This is a genomic window from Streptococcus sp. GMD3S (assembly GCF_000298695.2).
Lineage (GTDB): Bacteria > Bacillota > Bacilli > Lactobacillales > Streptococcaceae > Streptococcus.
Genome location: NZ_AJRC02000005.1, coordinates 61,546 through 78,826, shown reverse-complemented (window position 1 = coordinate 78,826; position 17,281 = coordinate 61,546). Strand labels below are relative to the sequence as shown.

At 43.0% G+C, this 17,281-nt stretch carries 3 protein-coding genes; all 3 read right to left on the bottom strand.

The window, feature by feature from the left end; all coding sequences use genetic code 11:
• Positions 1 to 42: 42 nt before the first annotated feature.
• Complete coding sequence (locus GMD3S_RS0203645) at positions 43 to 8,292, bottom strand: SIALI-17 repeat-containing surface protein (RefSeq protein ID WP_000373808.1); 8,250 nt, start codon at positions 8,290 to 8,292, stop codon at positions 43 to 45.
• 139 nt (positions 8,293 to 8,431) lie between these two features.
• Positions 8,432 to 14,797: a SpGH101 family endo-alpha-N-acetylgalactosaminidase gene (locus tag GMD3S_RS0203640; protein WP_000361152.1), complete on the bottom strand. Its 6,366-nt coding sequence runs from the start codon at positions 14,795 to 14,797 to the stop codon at positions 8,432 to 8,434.
• A 323-nt stretch (positions 14,798 to 15,120) separates the two neighbouring features.
• Positions 15,121 to 17,103, bottom strand: coding sequence for a peptide ABC transporter substrate-binding protein (locus GMD3S_RS0203635; RefSeq protein WP_000842592.1), 1,983 nt, complete (start codon positions 17,101 to 17,103; stop codon positions 15,121 to 15,123).
• Positions 17,104 to 17,281: the final 178 nt, after the last annotated feature.

The window sequence follows — 17,281 nt, the reverse complement described above, 5'->3', positions numbered from 1 at the left end:
GGAAACGGATTTCGTAATCTTGTTAAGAGGTTTTACTAAATACTAGTCTTTCTTTGTTTTTGCTACAAAGAGAGCAGATAGGGCTAGGCTAACACCTGCTAGGAAGAGGGCTGTGTCAGATTGACTCTCACCTGTTGCTGGCAAGCTCTGTTTTGCTGTTTCTTGTCTAGCAATTTCTTGTTTATGATCTGGAGTCTTACCTTGATCAGAAACTAGAGTGCTAAGTTTAAACTCAGGTTTTTCTACTGTTGGAGCTGCTTGGCCTCCTACTGTTGCTAGCGGGCCTGTGTATTCTGGCAATTCATGCACTAGAGCCATCACTGCATTGACACCACCCTTGAACTCAGGTTTCTCTACTGTTGGAGCAGCTTGGTCACCTACTGTCGCTACGGGGCCTGTGTACTCTGGAAGTTCATGTACTAGGGCTTCAACTGCATTGACACCACCCTTGAACTCAGGTTTCTCTACTGTTGGAGCAGTTTGGTCTCCTACTGTTGCTAATGCGCCTGTGTACTCTGGAAGTTCATGTACTAGGGCTTCAACTGCATTGACACCACCTGTGAATTCAGGAACCTCAAGAACGGGTGCTGGTTCTTCACCCTTGCTTGATTGAACAGGTTCTTCTGTTAATTCTTGATAGAAGCTCGCCAATTCATAAAACTCAGCCTTGCCACCTTCCCAGACTAATTTGACGTCTAGAAGAGAGCCACCATTTCGGATAGCGAAGGTTTGGAGACTAGATGTAATGGCACCGAGGTCTAGCCAACTGTCTTGACCATCCTTGAGTGTTCTAGCAAGAACACGTGCCTTAGCTCCTTCAGGAAGACTGGAAACGAGACGAAGGTGGTTAGCTTTGGTTGGTTCAGACAAGTGATACACCAATTCGCCCTTGTCTTTTTCAGACTTGTAGCTGGTCAAGACTTTGCCGTCTACAAGATTATTATAAAGGTTGCCTTGGCTTTCTCCACTACTTCCTTCTACTGTTGGATCATTGATTGGTTTGACAAATTCACCATCGTTGATGACCAATTCTGTAAAGCCTACAAAACGGGCATCATAGTCTGCTGTATAGAGGACACGGAGATAGTTAGCTTTGACTGGTGTCGCCAATTTACCCTCGATATAGCGATTTCCTGGCATCTTAGAATCATGTGTCCAACCATCTGTCAATGAATCATCGTGTGTGCTATTGGCCACACCATCTCCTACTGTCACGACATCAGTCCAAGTTTTACCGTCTTGGCTGACTTGAATCTTACCATCACGAAGGTAGTTTTGAGTTCCGTCTTGGATGTAGGCTCTGATCTTCTTGATAGTGCGTTCGCTACCAAGTTTCAAGGTTACGTGGCCATCTTTACGGGCATAGTCTGAAAACTCAACGAAGTTGTTGTAAACACCGTCAAATAGTTGATCTAGGTTGTTCAGCTTACGAACATCATTGCTTCCGTATGTTGGATGAATACCCATTGTTGTAGATTCTAGTTTGGTTGGTTGTACTTCTTTGGTTGTCACAAGGAGAGAAGTGGCTGTCACAGCTTGTTCCTGATCTGTTTTATTGACCAAACGAACATAACGTACCAAGTGGCTCACTACAGATCTGTCAGTCAACTGGCTAGCCGGCGTCCATTCTTGCGCATTTGCAGAGTACTCTAGAGTAAGAGCAGGGTTAGCCTGACCTTGGAGCTGGATGCTCTTGATTTGATGGATACGGTCAAGCTTCATACCTAGATAGCTATGAGCAGGGAGTTTGGTTCCAGCTGGAATTTGAAGCTCGTAACTGCCCAAGCTATCCACTACTGGTGTTTCCTTCAAGGCGTCAACGTTGGTGTCTGTTAACTCGCTGTTTCCAGAGCGTGTCTCAACAGAGAAGTCCTGGATACGCCACCAGAGGTCGAGTGCCTTGGTATTGCGGACTCGGATGTAACGAGCATTGATCGCTCTAGTCACTTCCTTGGTTTGCTCACCTGACAAGCGATCGAGTTCCTGCCAAGTAGTACCGTCTGTAGAATACTCAAGCACACCTGTGGCAAGCTTATCACCCGTTCCTTGGCGAAGTCGTACTTTAGTGACTGACTTGACTTCACCGAGGTCAAGTTGTGCCCAAGCATCTACTGGTGTCGTATTGCTACCGTCAGCATTTGCCATCATGGCTTCTGTATTGTCCTTGCCATCAGTGATTTGACGGGCTGAGGTATTTAGTTTGTAAACTAAGTTTGAGCTTAGACTAACTGTCGTTGCTTGTTGGCTACGAGCTTTTTCAACTGGACGGTTGACTGCAATTTCCTGAACTGCAAACCAAGTGTTCTCGCGGTCTGCTGTCGCAATCATGCGAACTGCTTTGGCCTTGATGTTGAGATTCTCAAACTTAAGCAGGGATTCATTTCCGACATAGCTTGGCTCTTTCAAGGTTACCCAGTTGTCATTTTCATCTAGATACTGCACTTCTGCCTTACTAAAGGTATCACGTGGATTTGCCTGCGTTCCCATAGCAAAGGTCAAGGTTTGAATCGCTACTGGCTTGTTGAATTTCATACCGATATAATCACCTGTCTTGATGCTATTTGGTGATTTAATAATCGCATGAGTTGCCAAATCGCCATCCGTTACTTCTGCTAAACCACCTTCTACACCTGTTCGATTGGTGATAAAGGTACTGATGATTTGATCTGGATGCAAGACTTTTTGAACTTCAGATGCCAGAACTTCTTTCAGGGATAGGATAAATGGACGAATATGTTGAACACCCAATTCAGCTCTTTCCATATGGTCTACATAATGGAAGGTGTGAGTTTGAGACTGTTCGTACAATTTCAAACCTTTATAGTAGCTATCCCAAAGTTTGGCTGCATCGTTTGTAGCCATGGCTTCAGTTCCTGTAAGGAAGGCATCGAGAGCATTCATTTGATCGATTGCATTATCCAACCAATAGTGGATTTGGGCAACCATTTTTTTATCGCCTGATGCTTTATAGAGTTCGGCTGCTTCTTTAATCTTGGCAAATTCTGCACGCAAGGCTGCACGTTCGGCAGTCACATCCTGACCTGCTTTGAGCTTGGTCATGAAGTCTGTTAATTTTGGAGCTAAGTCTACCGATTCTTCTAGTTTGACGACACGATTATCCATGTTTTGGTTGATCATGTGCTTACCAAGTTCACGGAAGGCTGCCGATACCTTGCTATCTTCAAAATGACCATTTTCTACAAAGTTGAAGGCAATATCATTGATTTTCTTAGCTTCTTCTTCTGATTTCCACTGTTTCCATGAGTATTGAGCTCCTGAAAAGAGGGCAATCTTAGATGGTTCAGACTGTTGCATTGGGTTCAACATGATACCAGACAGCAAGCTAGGATCCACATTTGGATGAAGGAATTTCTCACCACCACCTAGAATCAAGTGTTGTTTAGAGTTATCTGTTACAGGCCAGTTAATCCAAAGTGAAACGGGGCGATAGGTTTTGCCACCTGCGGATAGATTGTTCTTGAGAGTTGAAAGGAAGCTTTCAGAGACTTCACCCCAAATCTTACCACCCGTCAAGGTCATGGATGTTGAACTTGGGAGATTTTCATTGAGGGATTTCAACTCATCCTCACGTCCATTACCCCAATACTGGCCAGGAACAAAGATCATTTCTTTGCGAAGACCGCTGTAGGTTCCCTGCATTTCAGTCAACCACTTGGTCATATCTTGCATCAAGCGGTTGTAGCTATTGTAGCCTCCGACTGGGCTTGGTGCATCATCTGCAAGGATACCAAATTCGCGGACACCCACTTTCATCAACTGGGTAAATTTGGCCTTGATGGTTGCCAAATCTTCTTGGTAATGCGCTTCATTGCCAAAGCGGATGCGGTTGTTCATGAATGGATGGATAGTCCAGACATAGCGGGTTTTACTTTGATTTCCGACACGAGCAAGTTCACGGATTTCAGCTAATTTTTCTTCTGGATAGAGTTCACGCCATTTCTTGTTGTGGTATGGATCATCTTTTGGTGCAAAGAAGTATTGGTTCAATTTCAAATCGCCACCATAACGCATGAGCTCTGCACGATCGGCATTAGACCATGGATTTCCATAGTAACCTTCGATGAAACCACGGTTCTTGAGCTCTGCGTAATCTTCTACTGTCACATTGCGAAGGACTGGCACTTGGCTTTCCTTGAGCATGTGTTTCAAGGTTGTCAAACCATAGAAGACTGCATCTGTGTCTTTTCCGACGATGGAAATCGAGTTATCCTTGATGCTCAAGACATAGGCGTCAATCTTGTCAAAGAGACCTGCTGAAACATTGGACAAGTTTTGCTCTGCTTGTGAACCTTGTCCATGCACTCCAAGATAGATATTGGTTGCGCCAGCGATTGCCGCCTTACCAGTTGTATAAGATACTTGATTGTCCTGCAAAACACTCTTCAAGCGATTGCGAGTATAGATATCGAGTTGATCGCCCATGACCAGATTGACTTGCTTGCGAAGAGCTGTGACACCTTCTCCATAAGTCACTTTTTGTGGAGTTGGGAAGACCTTGTACTCTTTCTTGAGATAGTCTGCGCTCTTGCTGGCAGCTGCAATGCTGTCTTCGCTAGCTGGTTTACTTGCAGTGAATTGATCTGCCAATTCAACTGTTCCATCACCTGTTTGCTCTACTTTTGGTTTTTCAGGTGTAGTTGGTTTTTCTGGTTGACTTGGTGCAGGCGTTTCTTGCTCTTCTTTGACAGGTTTCAATAGATGAACTTCAGCCGCACTTGCAAAACCACCAACGCCTTCCAATACTTTCAACTCAATCTTGTTGGTATGTACCGCCGCAAAGTTGACTGTTTTTTCTTGGGCGTTGTTGTCCCAGCTTCCTTCTGAAACCTTGATCATTTGGCCATCTTTTTGTGCGTAGACTTCGTAGCGTGTCACGACACCATTTCCACCACCTGGACGTGGGAGATACGTCAAGCCATTGACTTTTTCTGCTTCTTTCAAGGTCATAGTAAGGGTGTATGGCCCAGTGTCACCAGTCCATTTAGTATGCCAGAAGGTATTTGGATCATTGTCAAAGGCCTTTTCAACAGCGCCTTCAGTCTCGTTTCCTGGAAGTTGCTGACTGCTTGCGGTTGCAGTAATTTTATCATTTGAAATCAAACGAGGATTTACAAATGGTTTGTCTGACAACTCTGCACTATGCAAGATTCCTTTGAATCCACCGATGCTTTCAAGCGGTAGTACCAAGCTATTGTGGGCAAAGCGAGGGTGGGCTGGATTTGCAATACGCTCAATCTTTTCACCATCCACATAGACTTCTGTAGATTGTGGTTTGGTTACGATGGAGATTTGATAACGTTTGTTCTTTTCAAGTTTTTTATTGAATTGGATATGGAACTGTTCAAACTGGTAAGCAAGATAGCCGTCTTTATCAGCTAGATAGATACGGTTATCCCCACTTGCTGAGAAGGTTTGTTCTCCGTCTCCAGTGACAGTTACATCAAACTTCAAGACGTGACTTGGACCAACATCACCAGCCAAGCCTTCGATACTGCTGTCTTTCTCAAAAGCCAATCCCTGTTCGCTTGCCTTCACTTTCTTACTTGCATAGTTCTTGACTGTTTCAGAATTGATGGTAAACAAGTCGCTTTGATCAATCTCTTTAGCAGGATTTGACTGTGGCGCATAAGGGCTCGTTGGTAGGGTGCGTTCTGCAAAGGTTGCAGCTGCACGATCGGATCCCCAGGTGCGTTCTGCAGTGGTTTGCATGCTCTTGAAGAAGCGTTTGAAGATGTCATAAGAGGTCAAACCAGTCTCATGAAGGTCGATATTATCATTCCAAACTGCGTGACCACCACCAAGGATACTTGGATGAGAAGCTGGTAGAAGTGGACCTCCACCTGTTCTAAAATCATTCGGTGTCCAGCTATTGTACTGACGTTCGTAGTTAGCATAGTCCCCGTAGGCTGCTTGACTATTGCTTCCACTTGGCACACTATAGGTCGGTACATCCGTGATATTGATAATCTTAGCTCCCTGAGCAATGGCTTCATTTGGTCGTTGCCATCCGATACTCCAGATATCAACCTCTACTCCGTTCCAGTCAACAGGAGTGTTTCCACGTTTCGCACTGAGCGAGCCCCAGATACGAGGGGTATATCCCTTTCCTTTAATGTATTTGATAAGGTCATTGACATAGCGACGATAGCTTTCTCTGCTGCCATAGTATTCATCCGTTCCGATATGAACAGTGGACACGCCATGAAGCGGTGCATCTGGACCATCGAGGAGTTTGTCATAAACTGATTTGACAAATTTAAGAGTTTCTTCGTACTTGTTATCCAAGTCTAGCATGGCTACGCGCTCAACATTGTGCTTGCCTGCATAATCGCTCAAACTACCTTGATACATGAGATCTGGACGAACTTTGACAAATGATAGTGCATGACCTGGTGTATCAATTTCTGGCACTAGGTTGATATGCAAGGCCTTGGCAAGTTTAATCAGATTTTGCATTTCTTCCTTGGTATAATGCTCGTCTGATGTTAGTTTTTGTCCATTCTTACCGACAATGTCTGTCTCCACACGGAAACCAGTCTTGGCATGTTCAAGAACATACTTGAGTTGTTCTTCTGGTGTTAAGCTCTTACCTGCCAAGTGTTCCTTAAGGAAGATATAGTTATCGTTGAGGTGCAACTGCAAGTCGTTCATCTTGTAGTAAGCCATGTTGAGCATGATGTCTACAAGAGTGTCATAAGGGATAAATTTACGACCTGTATCCAGCATAAAGCCACGGTGGCTGAAACTTGGGAAATCACGAATTTCGCCATTTTGGAGGTTACTTTCTCCCATTTGAAGAAGGGTACGAGTGGCGTAGAAGGCTCCTGTGTTTGTGGCAGCTTCGATGGTAATCACATCATTTTGGATAGTGATGCCATACCCTTCTTTACCATAACCCTTGTTTTCAACTTTTTTAAATTCGATTCGTTTTTGAGCCTGCTTGTCACCTGTTGCTAGTTCCAATCCACGGCTAGCAAGGTCTGACTGATAGAAGGTTGCAGCCTGATCAAAGCCAGAATCACCCGTCGCAAGAACTGTATCTGAAGTGATAGAAGATTGACCTTCTTTCCCATACCATTGTTGAACAGCTGGTGCTACTTTTGGTTTAACACCCACACCTTCGTCCTGATGTAAGCCCTTGATGACTACTTCAAACTCTTTGGTAAAGGTATGACTGTCTCTGATTTGTTGGACCATGACCTTGACACGTTGGTCTGTCAAAGGCTTATAGATGTGATTTTGAAGGTCAATTACACCTTGTTTATTGCTTCCAATGAGACTGACTTTTCCTGGTAGAGTTGGTAAGACAAGAGACCGTCCATCTTCTGCTACTGTTAGTTCGGTTACTTGGCGGATATCCGTTACCCTACTATGGTCCGGAACGTTTGAATAAGCTCGAATTTCTTGGATTCCAACGTTTCTCCAGCCCATTGTGCCCGCTTGATAGTCGTTAATTTTTAACTTAAGATATTTAGCTTTGATACTTTCAGCTAGATCTACTTTCTCATCTAAAACAGGATCTTCAGTTTTGGTATGAGCGAGTTTCCATTGTTTTTCTCCATTAGCGCCCACGTCTTCTTGACCTGCGTAGTAGAGACTCCAAGATTTGATATTGGGGTCATTTTGCCCATTACGAAGACGACGATCCCAGTCTATTTCTACATGCTTGATGAGGGTAGTTTTTGGAAGAGTTAATTCAAAAGTTGGTTTTACTGCATCTCTATCTGTAGCCCAACGGGTATTGTCATCTCCATCGATAGCCTTATCTGCAGTAAAGTTGGTCCCAGTCTCATGGTTGCTTGCCTGAGCAGTAGCACCTTCGAGATGGTTGACATCTTCTCTATCTTCGATTGTCTTTTCAGCTGGTTTTACTGCTGGTGTAGTGGTTTCCGCAGGTTGTTTGTCTGCCTTTGGTGTTTCAACCGGTTTCGGCGTTTCTGCTGGCTTGGGACTTGCAGGGCTTGCCTCTGGTTTTGCCTCTTCACTTGCTGCAGGATTGGTTCCCTCATCAGTCGCTGGAGTTTCTTCATGACTTGCTTCTGTTGCAGCTTCTGCATCTGCTTTTTCAAGCGCAGCGGCTAAATCATCTGGTAACTTATCCAAGGCTTGAACATGAGTGATACTTCCCTCTGTCTCTGAAGGTGTTGCTGTTTCTGCCGCCTGAACCATATTGGCGCCAAAGATACTAGCACCAATCATAACGGAGGCTGCACCGATTGCAAATTTTCTTATACTATAGTGACAGCGTTTCTCAAAAAAATGTCTATCCATCTTTCTCCTATTCCTTTCATCCGCATACATGAGTAAGCGGTATCATTTCTCCTTTGAAAAAGGAGAGAACCAAGAGGTCCTCTCCGGCTGTTTGTTCTTTTTGATTCGAGTTGCTTTGAACTGCTAAAATCAAATCTCATTACTCTTCTTTACGTTTTGTCGCAAGGACTGCAGCAGATAAAGCGATGCTCACACTTGCCAAGAAGAGGGCTGCTTCTGAACCATGTTCTCCTGTAGCAGGAAGTTTCTCTTCTTTATCTTCCAGAGTTTTGGCATCAGCTACTGGGCTTAGAGTGAGCGGGTACTCAGGTTTTTCAACTGTTGGAGCTGCTTGATCTCCAGCAGTAGCCAATACACCTGTGTAGGCTGGTTTCTCGTTTACCAAGGCTTGAACCGCATTGACGCCACCTTTGAACTCAGGGACTTCATTTGCAGCCGCTAGGACCGCATTGGCTCCACCTTTGTATTCTGGTAATTCGTGAACCAAGGCTTCAACCGCATTAACGCCGCCCTTGAACTCAGGGACTTCATGTACAGCTGCTTCTGTTGCATTGACGCCGCCTTTGAACTCAGGTACATCAAGAACTGGTGGTTGTTCTTCTCCCTTGCTACTTGTTGGAGCATCTGGTTTCGTAGCAGAATCTTTTAATTGATTGAGATAGTCTGCGAAGTAGGCCACCATTCTTTCCGTCAAGAGATGGTTATCCGTCGCATATTTCATGCTTGCCTTAACGCTAGCTACTTCCTCTTGATTGTCTTTGTCTGTTAATTTCTGCGCCTTAGCCAAAGCTGCTTCATATTCAGACATGTCAAGCGGTGTTTCTGCTACTTGTGGACGGGTAAAGATGAGTTCCGCTGCAGATTGGTATTTATCGCCACCATCTCCGTAAGTCTTGGTACCTGTAAGGACAATTTTCTTAGCCTTGATTGTCTTGCCAAAGTCAATGTCTTTTGGTTTGTTATTATTTGGCCAATCTGTCACTGTGAAGGTATGTTCTTTACCAGACTCATCTGTGACAACCAGTTTCACATCTCGCAAGTTTCCATTTGAATCAGAGGCACGTGGAACATAACGAAGTCCTGTGATTTCAGTTGGTTCTTTCAAGACCATGGTTGCAGGCTTGCCTACATCTCCACCATTCCAAGATGTATGCCATAGACTAGACACATTTCCATCAAAGGCATTCTCTAGACCTTCACCTGGTTGAGCTGGCGCATCCAAACTTTCAAAGTCTTCTGCTACCAAGGCTGTCTTCTTCTGAACCAAAGCATTCTTCAAAGCTTCAATCTTGGCAATCTCTGCACGCGCCTCTTCCACGCTAATATCATCATCTGCCTGACTGAGGTTAAAGACCGCCTCCTTCAAAGCATCCATAGACTCTTTGGTGTAGTTGGTCATGGCTACAGTTGGCAAGTAGTTCTTCAGTGCATTTTCTGTCAGCATCTTACCAGTTAGGGTAATTTCCTCGATTTGAAGATTATCCATCATGAAGTCGTTATAACCACGGAAGTTGGCATTTCCGCCAGCATCTCCACGAGTATTGCTTGCGTTTCCAGTTGAGTAGATACCTACCCAAGTATCGCCTGTTTCTGCACCAGTCACGAGGAAGGTTACTTTCTTGGCTTTCTTAGAATCTGTCCAAGTATTTGGCAATTCATGCATTTCCAAGTTGCTTGCTTGACTACCACGACGACCTGACTGGAATTCTCCCTTACCGACTACAAAGGCATAGGTATTGTCAGAGCCTGCTTCGTATTCAAAGGTTACACGGTAAGTCTTACCTGCCTCAAAGCGGAAGTTTTGTGGGATTGTTTGGTAAACCAAGTTACGACGGCTCACTAGTCCATTGGTCTTCAATGACCAATTTCCTTCGATAACATCATCAACTTTCTTACCGTTCCAACCACGCTGTGTATATGGATCGTGTTTTTCAGACAAGTGAGTGCGGTTGTCTTCGACACCTTCGACACCACCTACTACAAATGGGAAGATACCTTGAGCTACATTTTCAAAGTCTTGTTTAAATGTTCCTTTACCTGTATCATGCTTGTCTCCGTACATGCTTGAATTGTTTTCAAAGGTACGAATTTCATCAAAGTAAGTTGCTTCATCACCAGCTTCACGACTCAATGTCAGAGTGACATTTGATACATCAGATCCAGTTGTAAAGAAGGCGTACATATTTTGGAAGTAACTTGTATCGTCAACTGTAGCATTTTCACGACGATTGTTATGAGCATAAGCTTTGATATAGTTGAGAGCGAGTGACTTATTGGTATAAGTAGTCACTTCTTTCTCGCCAGTATTCACTGTGATACTTGCCTTAGCATTACTACGGTTATCGACACCAACATAAACCGCATACTTGGTATTTGGTTTCAAGCCAGTCAGTTTCTGAGTAAGACTGACCTTGCTCTTATTACCTTGGATACGAAGCATTTCATTTGCGCCTTGTGATTTGACAATTTTTGCCTTAGAAGCATCACCAGAAATGGTCCAGTGTTTCAAGGTTCCACTGTTAAATCCTTGGTCGTAGATGTGCATGCCTTCGCTCCATGACATTTCAGGATTGGTTTGTTTTGAACGGTAGAGAACGTATGGTTGATTTGCTAGAAGGTCTAGGGTAATCTTGCCATCTTTTACGGTTAGTTCTTGCTCTTCTGTCTTACCTTGGTCAGTTAGCTTGTAAAGGTAAACCTTGCTATTTGCCCAATCGCTTGGAAGGGTCCAAGTTGTTGCACCGGCCTGCGTATTGAAGTAGTACATTTTTTCCTTATCAGTAGGAAGTTTCTTACCATTTGCATCCCAGTTCCAAGGAGTCAAGTAAGCTGAGCCATCTTGGATGACACGTCCGTTGAGCGTTACTGTACGTTCGCGGTATTGCGGGCTATTGACATCGTTTGACTTACGAGTCACAACAACCTTGTTACCTGCTGCATCGACTAGCTCAACCTTCATTTCTGGAGTCCATTTATAGGTACTACCGTTATCAGTCATGGTAACTGGTGTACCATTTTCCCATTTACTTACAGTGAAGTGTTGGAAGTACTTGGTCATGACATCATGGGCAAACAAGTTGGTTACATAGCCATTGTAGTCGCTTCTTCCTTGCCAGCCTTCAAAGTCTTTCATGCTGTAGCCACCTAGAAGTGGGTAGTTGGCTGCACCACCGTAACTTCTGTAGTCCCCAACCCAAGAATCTTTTTGGTGGTTGCGGATAAAGCGGGTGATAGCACTGTTGATACCTTTATTAGTGTAGCCACCATAGGTCAAGTCAGCTGCCCAGTGTTGGAAGGTAGAGTCGTATTCACCACCATGGCCCCACTCAATCGCAAAACGCCAGCCTTGTTTGTTGATTTCTTTAGCAAGAACGTGGGTAGCCCAGGCACCGTTATCACCTGATTGACCATTGCCCCATACGTCCACATAGATAAAGTCGAGACCTTCACCAAGTTTTTTCTTCAAGTCTTCCCAGCGAGCCAAACGTCCATGCGCCAAGTCATAAGCAGCATCAATGTTGATACCTTGGTCTAGCCAGTTCCATCCGTAGCTGTAGCTTCCATCTGGATTCTTACGAAGAATATTTTCATTAAAGTATTTAGACTCAGGATAAGTCTCAGAAGCGTTAACGTGGATACCAAGATGAGCTCCATATTTCTTCGCTTTTTCGATCAAGGTCTTGAAGTCTTCGACACCACCAATACGTTTACCAATATCAGCATAGTTCAAGTGACCAGAGTCGTGACCTTCACTACCATATCCTTTAAGGAGAACACCTTGCCCAAGACCATCTGTATGGAGATTGATTTTCTTGATACCATCCAAGGTCATAAGGAATGGGTTTTGTGCTTGTGAACCAAAGTTCATCGCGATACGATAAGCTGTGATATCCTTAACTTTTTCCCAACCTTGAGGGTTGTTCATGATGCTACGATAAGCAATGGCACCATCTTGCCAGTCGACTTTGTTGTCAGCATTGGCATCTTCGGTGATAACAACCTTGGCACTTGGAAGTTCCTTGGTGTATTCTGGGAAGACAATGCCCTTATAAGCTTTTTCCCATTGCCATTCAGAGCTATGAATTCCGACATAGTTGGCATTTCCAACTGTTTCTTTATAGGCTGTCAAACGAGTCCAGTCATTCGAACCACCACCGTAGCTGTTTTGAGAGTTACTCCAAACACCTGCAGCAAGCTTATCTGTAGAAACAAATCCATACATGTAACCCTTAGCCAAATCTTTCATTGGATTGGTTACATCGATATGATCATCCCCGCTGACATGGGTATTGTTTGACATGGTTGCCCCATCAAACTTAGCACCAGCTTGATCACTCGAAACAGAGACCAAAGCATTACCAAGGAAACTAATAGTTGAAAGCAATTTTCTTTCGTCATCAATCTTTTGACCTGGAGTGACTTGATTGTGGTTGACAATCTTGGTCACATCAAAGTGCAATTGATTATCCACAACTTGCAAGCGTACTGTCATTTCCGCATTGATTAAGTGAGCATCATCACGAAGCTTCATCACGTACTCTGCTGTTGTTTCATTGATTTTCTTATAAGTGACTTCAGGGGTGATTCGATGGTTATTGATAAAGACTTGGTTGAACTGTTGCACCTGTCCTGGTAAAGTATGGCCATTCAAAGTGTATTCTTTGACACGAGGAAAGGCTTGGTCAATCACTGCCTTGAGAACCTTAGACTGGATCGTATCATAAGTCACCTTGCTATCGTCAACGGCAGGACCTGTTTCTTTCTGGGCAGGAGTATCATCCGCTTTTACACCTTCTTGATTGTCTGTTTTAACGCTGACAACCGTTCGGTCATTGCTATAAGTTCCTGCCTTGAGAAGGATTTTCTTCTCATTTTTAAGATTCTCATTGACCGCCCCAGGTAGGGTCACTGTGTCAAAGAGATTGACATCATTGTTGCTGGCATTGAGTTGTCCATCTGACTTGAGAGTAATAGAAAGACGATTTACAGAACCTGGTTCTGGTGCTGCCACACGGTTGCCTTTATACCATGTGCTATTACCTGGAGTTTTGTATTCCCAGAACCAGCCACCTTGGTCATATCCAACAAAAACATTGTTCTTGGTATCTTTAAATTTCAAGAAGACACCAAAGCGTGATTTGCCCTTTTCAGAATCATCTTTGAAGGTTAAATCAACCGTCGCATTTCCATTAGCGTCAACTGTCAATCCTTGTTTTTCAAACAAGGCTGGTTTGCCATCATTGTCATTTTGGGCCGTTGAAGACAATTGATTGTAGCGAACACCCTTTTCTTCACGAATAGTGACTGTTCCTTGTTGCTCTTTATTCGCTACCGTTTGCCATTCAGGAGTCACTGTCTTAGGTGTTTCAGGTTTAGCAGCTGCAGGTTTATCCTCTTTTGGTTTTTCTTCAGCCGGTTTCTCTTTCTCTTCCAAGTCGGCTGGTTTCACACTTGAAATTCCCTGTATGTGGTCTTGGATCCATTTTAGTTGAGCTGGTGAGAAGAGAATGCCTCCGCTCCGTTTTCCAACTACACCATTTTGGTGAACACCGACTAGTTTGCCTTCTGTATCAAAGATACCACCACCACTAGCGCCCGGTTTTCCTCCTTGGTAACCAATCCCTTGGACACCTTCTCCGTATGGTTCCGCAAAATCAACTGTAGTATTGACAATCGGATTCAATTTTCCTTCTGGATAACCAAAGACATGGAGTTTATCTCCGATTTTCTTAACAACTGGCTTTTTAGTTACTTCAACAGGCGTATTTTCTAGAACTGTACGCAATCTCACAAGAGCCAAATCATTTTTGAAGCCTTTCAGGTAGCCTTCACGATCCCAATGAATAATATCTTTCTTGCTAAACTTGACATCTGGCAATCCTGGATATGAGATGCTATAGATATCTCCATCCCCTTGGTCATTATCCACAACCTTACGGATATTGCCGTCTTGGCTATCCTTGATAAAGTTGTGAGAAACCGTCAAGACAAGGTCTTTAGCAATGACAATACCGCTACCTTCTCCTGATGGCGTCTTAATCTTAACAGTCGCGCCGTAGTTTAATTCCCCATTGGTAGTCTTAGCCACATCTTCTGGGACGAGCTTGCCAGTATCTTGGGCCAACTGATCCTTGTCAACTTCGCGCCCATTGTCTTCAGCTTTCTCCAACTTATCTTCTAATTCTTTTGGCAGATTGCTTGGCTTTTCAGACTTTTCTTTTTCTTGAGTCAACAACTCTTCTTCTGTTTGAGGGCCTTCAGCAGTTTCAGCTGAACCAGGATTCTGAGCGGCAACTTCCTTGTCAAAATCGTGCCCCTCATCACTAGCCTTCTTATCCAAATCAGCTAGTTCACTCGGCAAATTATCTGTTGAACCAACTCTTGCTTGATCAGCTAATACTGGGCTAGCTGCGAAGAAAGTCGTTCCAATCATCACCGAAGCTACTCCAAGCGTAAACTTACGAATACTGAACTTACAGCGTTTTTCAAAAAATCGTTTATCCATGAACTCCTAAATCCTTTCATTTTCCAGTAAGCGTTTACATTTCTTTTTTAAAAAATACTCCTTTCTCTGAAAGTGCTCTGCTTAACTGTTATAAATAAAAATTAATTGTACTTTTAATATAACAAATAAAAAGGCAGAAAGCAATAGGAAATAGGTAAAATTCACTAAAATTTTCTCTTTTCTGAACAGTTCTAACGCTCAGAATTTTAAGAATCGCTTTACAGCTATAAAAAAATCCTATCTCTAATCATTCAGGGACTTATACCAAGATAAAAAAGGACTTAACCATCATGTCGATGGCTAAATCCTTCACTTTTTTAAAGTTATTTCACATGGTTTGCGAGATCTTCTTGGGCCTTTTTATTTGACTCTTCTTTTTCTTTCAACCATTTTTCTTGAGCTTTTTGGTATTCTTCTGTTGTCACTGCCTTATCTTGTACTTCTAGATATTTGTACAAAAGGGCTTCACTCATACCCTTGTTACCAGAGTATGCAAATGGAAGTGTAAATGGTACCATCTTAGACAACATTGGACGACCAGTTTGAGAAGTTGTTGGAATGAGCAAGGCACTGTCTGTCAACCAAGCTTGGGCAGCAGCATATTTCTCATAACGTTTTGAAACATCAGTGGTTTCTTCACCAGCTTCCACAACCATTTTTTCGTAATCTTCTAAACCAACTTGCTTAGCGGCAGCGTTGTTTGTCCCAGAATCAAATCCTAGATATGTTTTCGTATTTTCTCCTACAGAAGGCTTGATAATATCAAGATAAGTAGATGGATCGATATAGTCTGGAGACCAACCCACGTTATCTGAGATATCCCAGTCTTCTCCAGCCGCAGTCTCAGCGAAGTAGGTAATGTTTTGAACATCGTCTTTTTGGAGCTGTTGGATATCGATAACCACATTATCTGATCCTAGATTTTCTTCAACTGACTGTTTAAAAGATTGAACACGTTGAACTTTTGTTGTATTTGTTTGATCTACAGGCATATCCAAGTGGATTGGGAATTTCACACCTTCCGCTTGAAGGGCCGCCTTAGCTTTAGCGAACTCTGCTTTGGCTTTGTCAGGATTGTAGAGTCCATCTTGGGCATCATCCAAGTTTACGTTGCTCCACTCATCTCCATAGGTCACCAATTTTTCCTTAACTAATTCCCCAAAGTTTTTCCCATCTGCCTGTACAAATGTAGGAGGAACAAATAAGTTACGAAGCAGTTTAGTAGCCCCGCTTGCACCATTTACTTGAGAAGCGTAGGCTGTTCTGTCAAAACCAAATGCAATAGCTTGACGGAAGTCCTTATTCAAAAGTGCCTTCTTGGTTGATACTTTTTCCTCATCTGTTGTCTTAGAAGTGTACTTATAAGACTGGCGATCGATATTTGTGCCTACTAAATAAGTAGTAGAATCTTGTTGGGTATAAACGATATTGTCTTTGAATGTTTTTTCAGTCTCTGAGTAACTAGCACTTGTTGGGAAGAGGCGAGCCATTGTAAAGCTACCGTCTTTGAAAGCTTCAGTTGGCTTATTAGTATCTTGACCATCCCAGAAGGATAATTTTACTTTATCAAGATGGACATTGTCTTTGTCCCAATAGTTTGGATTCTTTTCGAACTCGACTGATGATTTGGCTACGATTGATTTGAGTAAGAATGGTCCATTATAGAGAATGCTGCTTGGGTCCGTACCTTTAGCAAAGTCATCCCCTTTAGAGTTCAAAAATTCTTCATTAACAGGAGCCAGAACACCCATTGTTGTCTTAGAATTCCAGAAACTTTCTGGCTTGTTCAATGTGTATTGAACGGTATAATCATCAAGAGCTTTGATTCCTACTTGAGAAAAATCTGTAATTTCTCCTTTGACGTAAGCATCCAATCCCTTGATAGATTCCTGAACCAGGTAAAGACCATCTGATTTCTTATCAGCAGCATACTTAAGACCAGTTACAAAGTCTTGAGCTTTAACTTCTGCATACTCCTCACCTTCAGATGTATACCATTTTGCATCCTTTCGGAGTGTATACGTATAAGTCAATCCATCCTTAGATACAGACCAATCCTCAGCCATAGACGGTACAAAGTTACCATAGCGGTCATTTTCAAGCAAGCCATCGATAACGTTACTAGTAATATTTGCTGTAGCTGCCTTACCAGTTGTCAAATAGTTTAGGTTATCAGGATCCGTTTCGTAAATGTATGAGAATGTTTTCTCACCTTTAGCATTTGAACTTGATCCAGAGCAGGCTGCAAGAGTCGCAGCTGCCAATAACGTCACACCCGCAAGGGCAAGTAGTTTTGAACTTTTCATTGTTTTCTCCTTTAAAACTTTCACCCCATTATAGTCCCTTTTCAGAAACATGTCAATAAAATTTTCAGAATTTTTGAATTAATTTGGTAAATTCTGAAAAATAAGTTTTCTATTATAAAATTATGATTCTCTAATACTATATTTTTATATCTTAAACCAGCAAAACAAGGACCGAAAA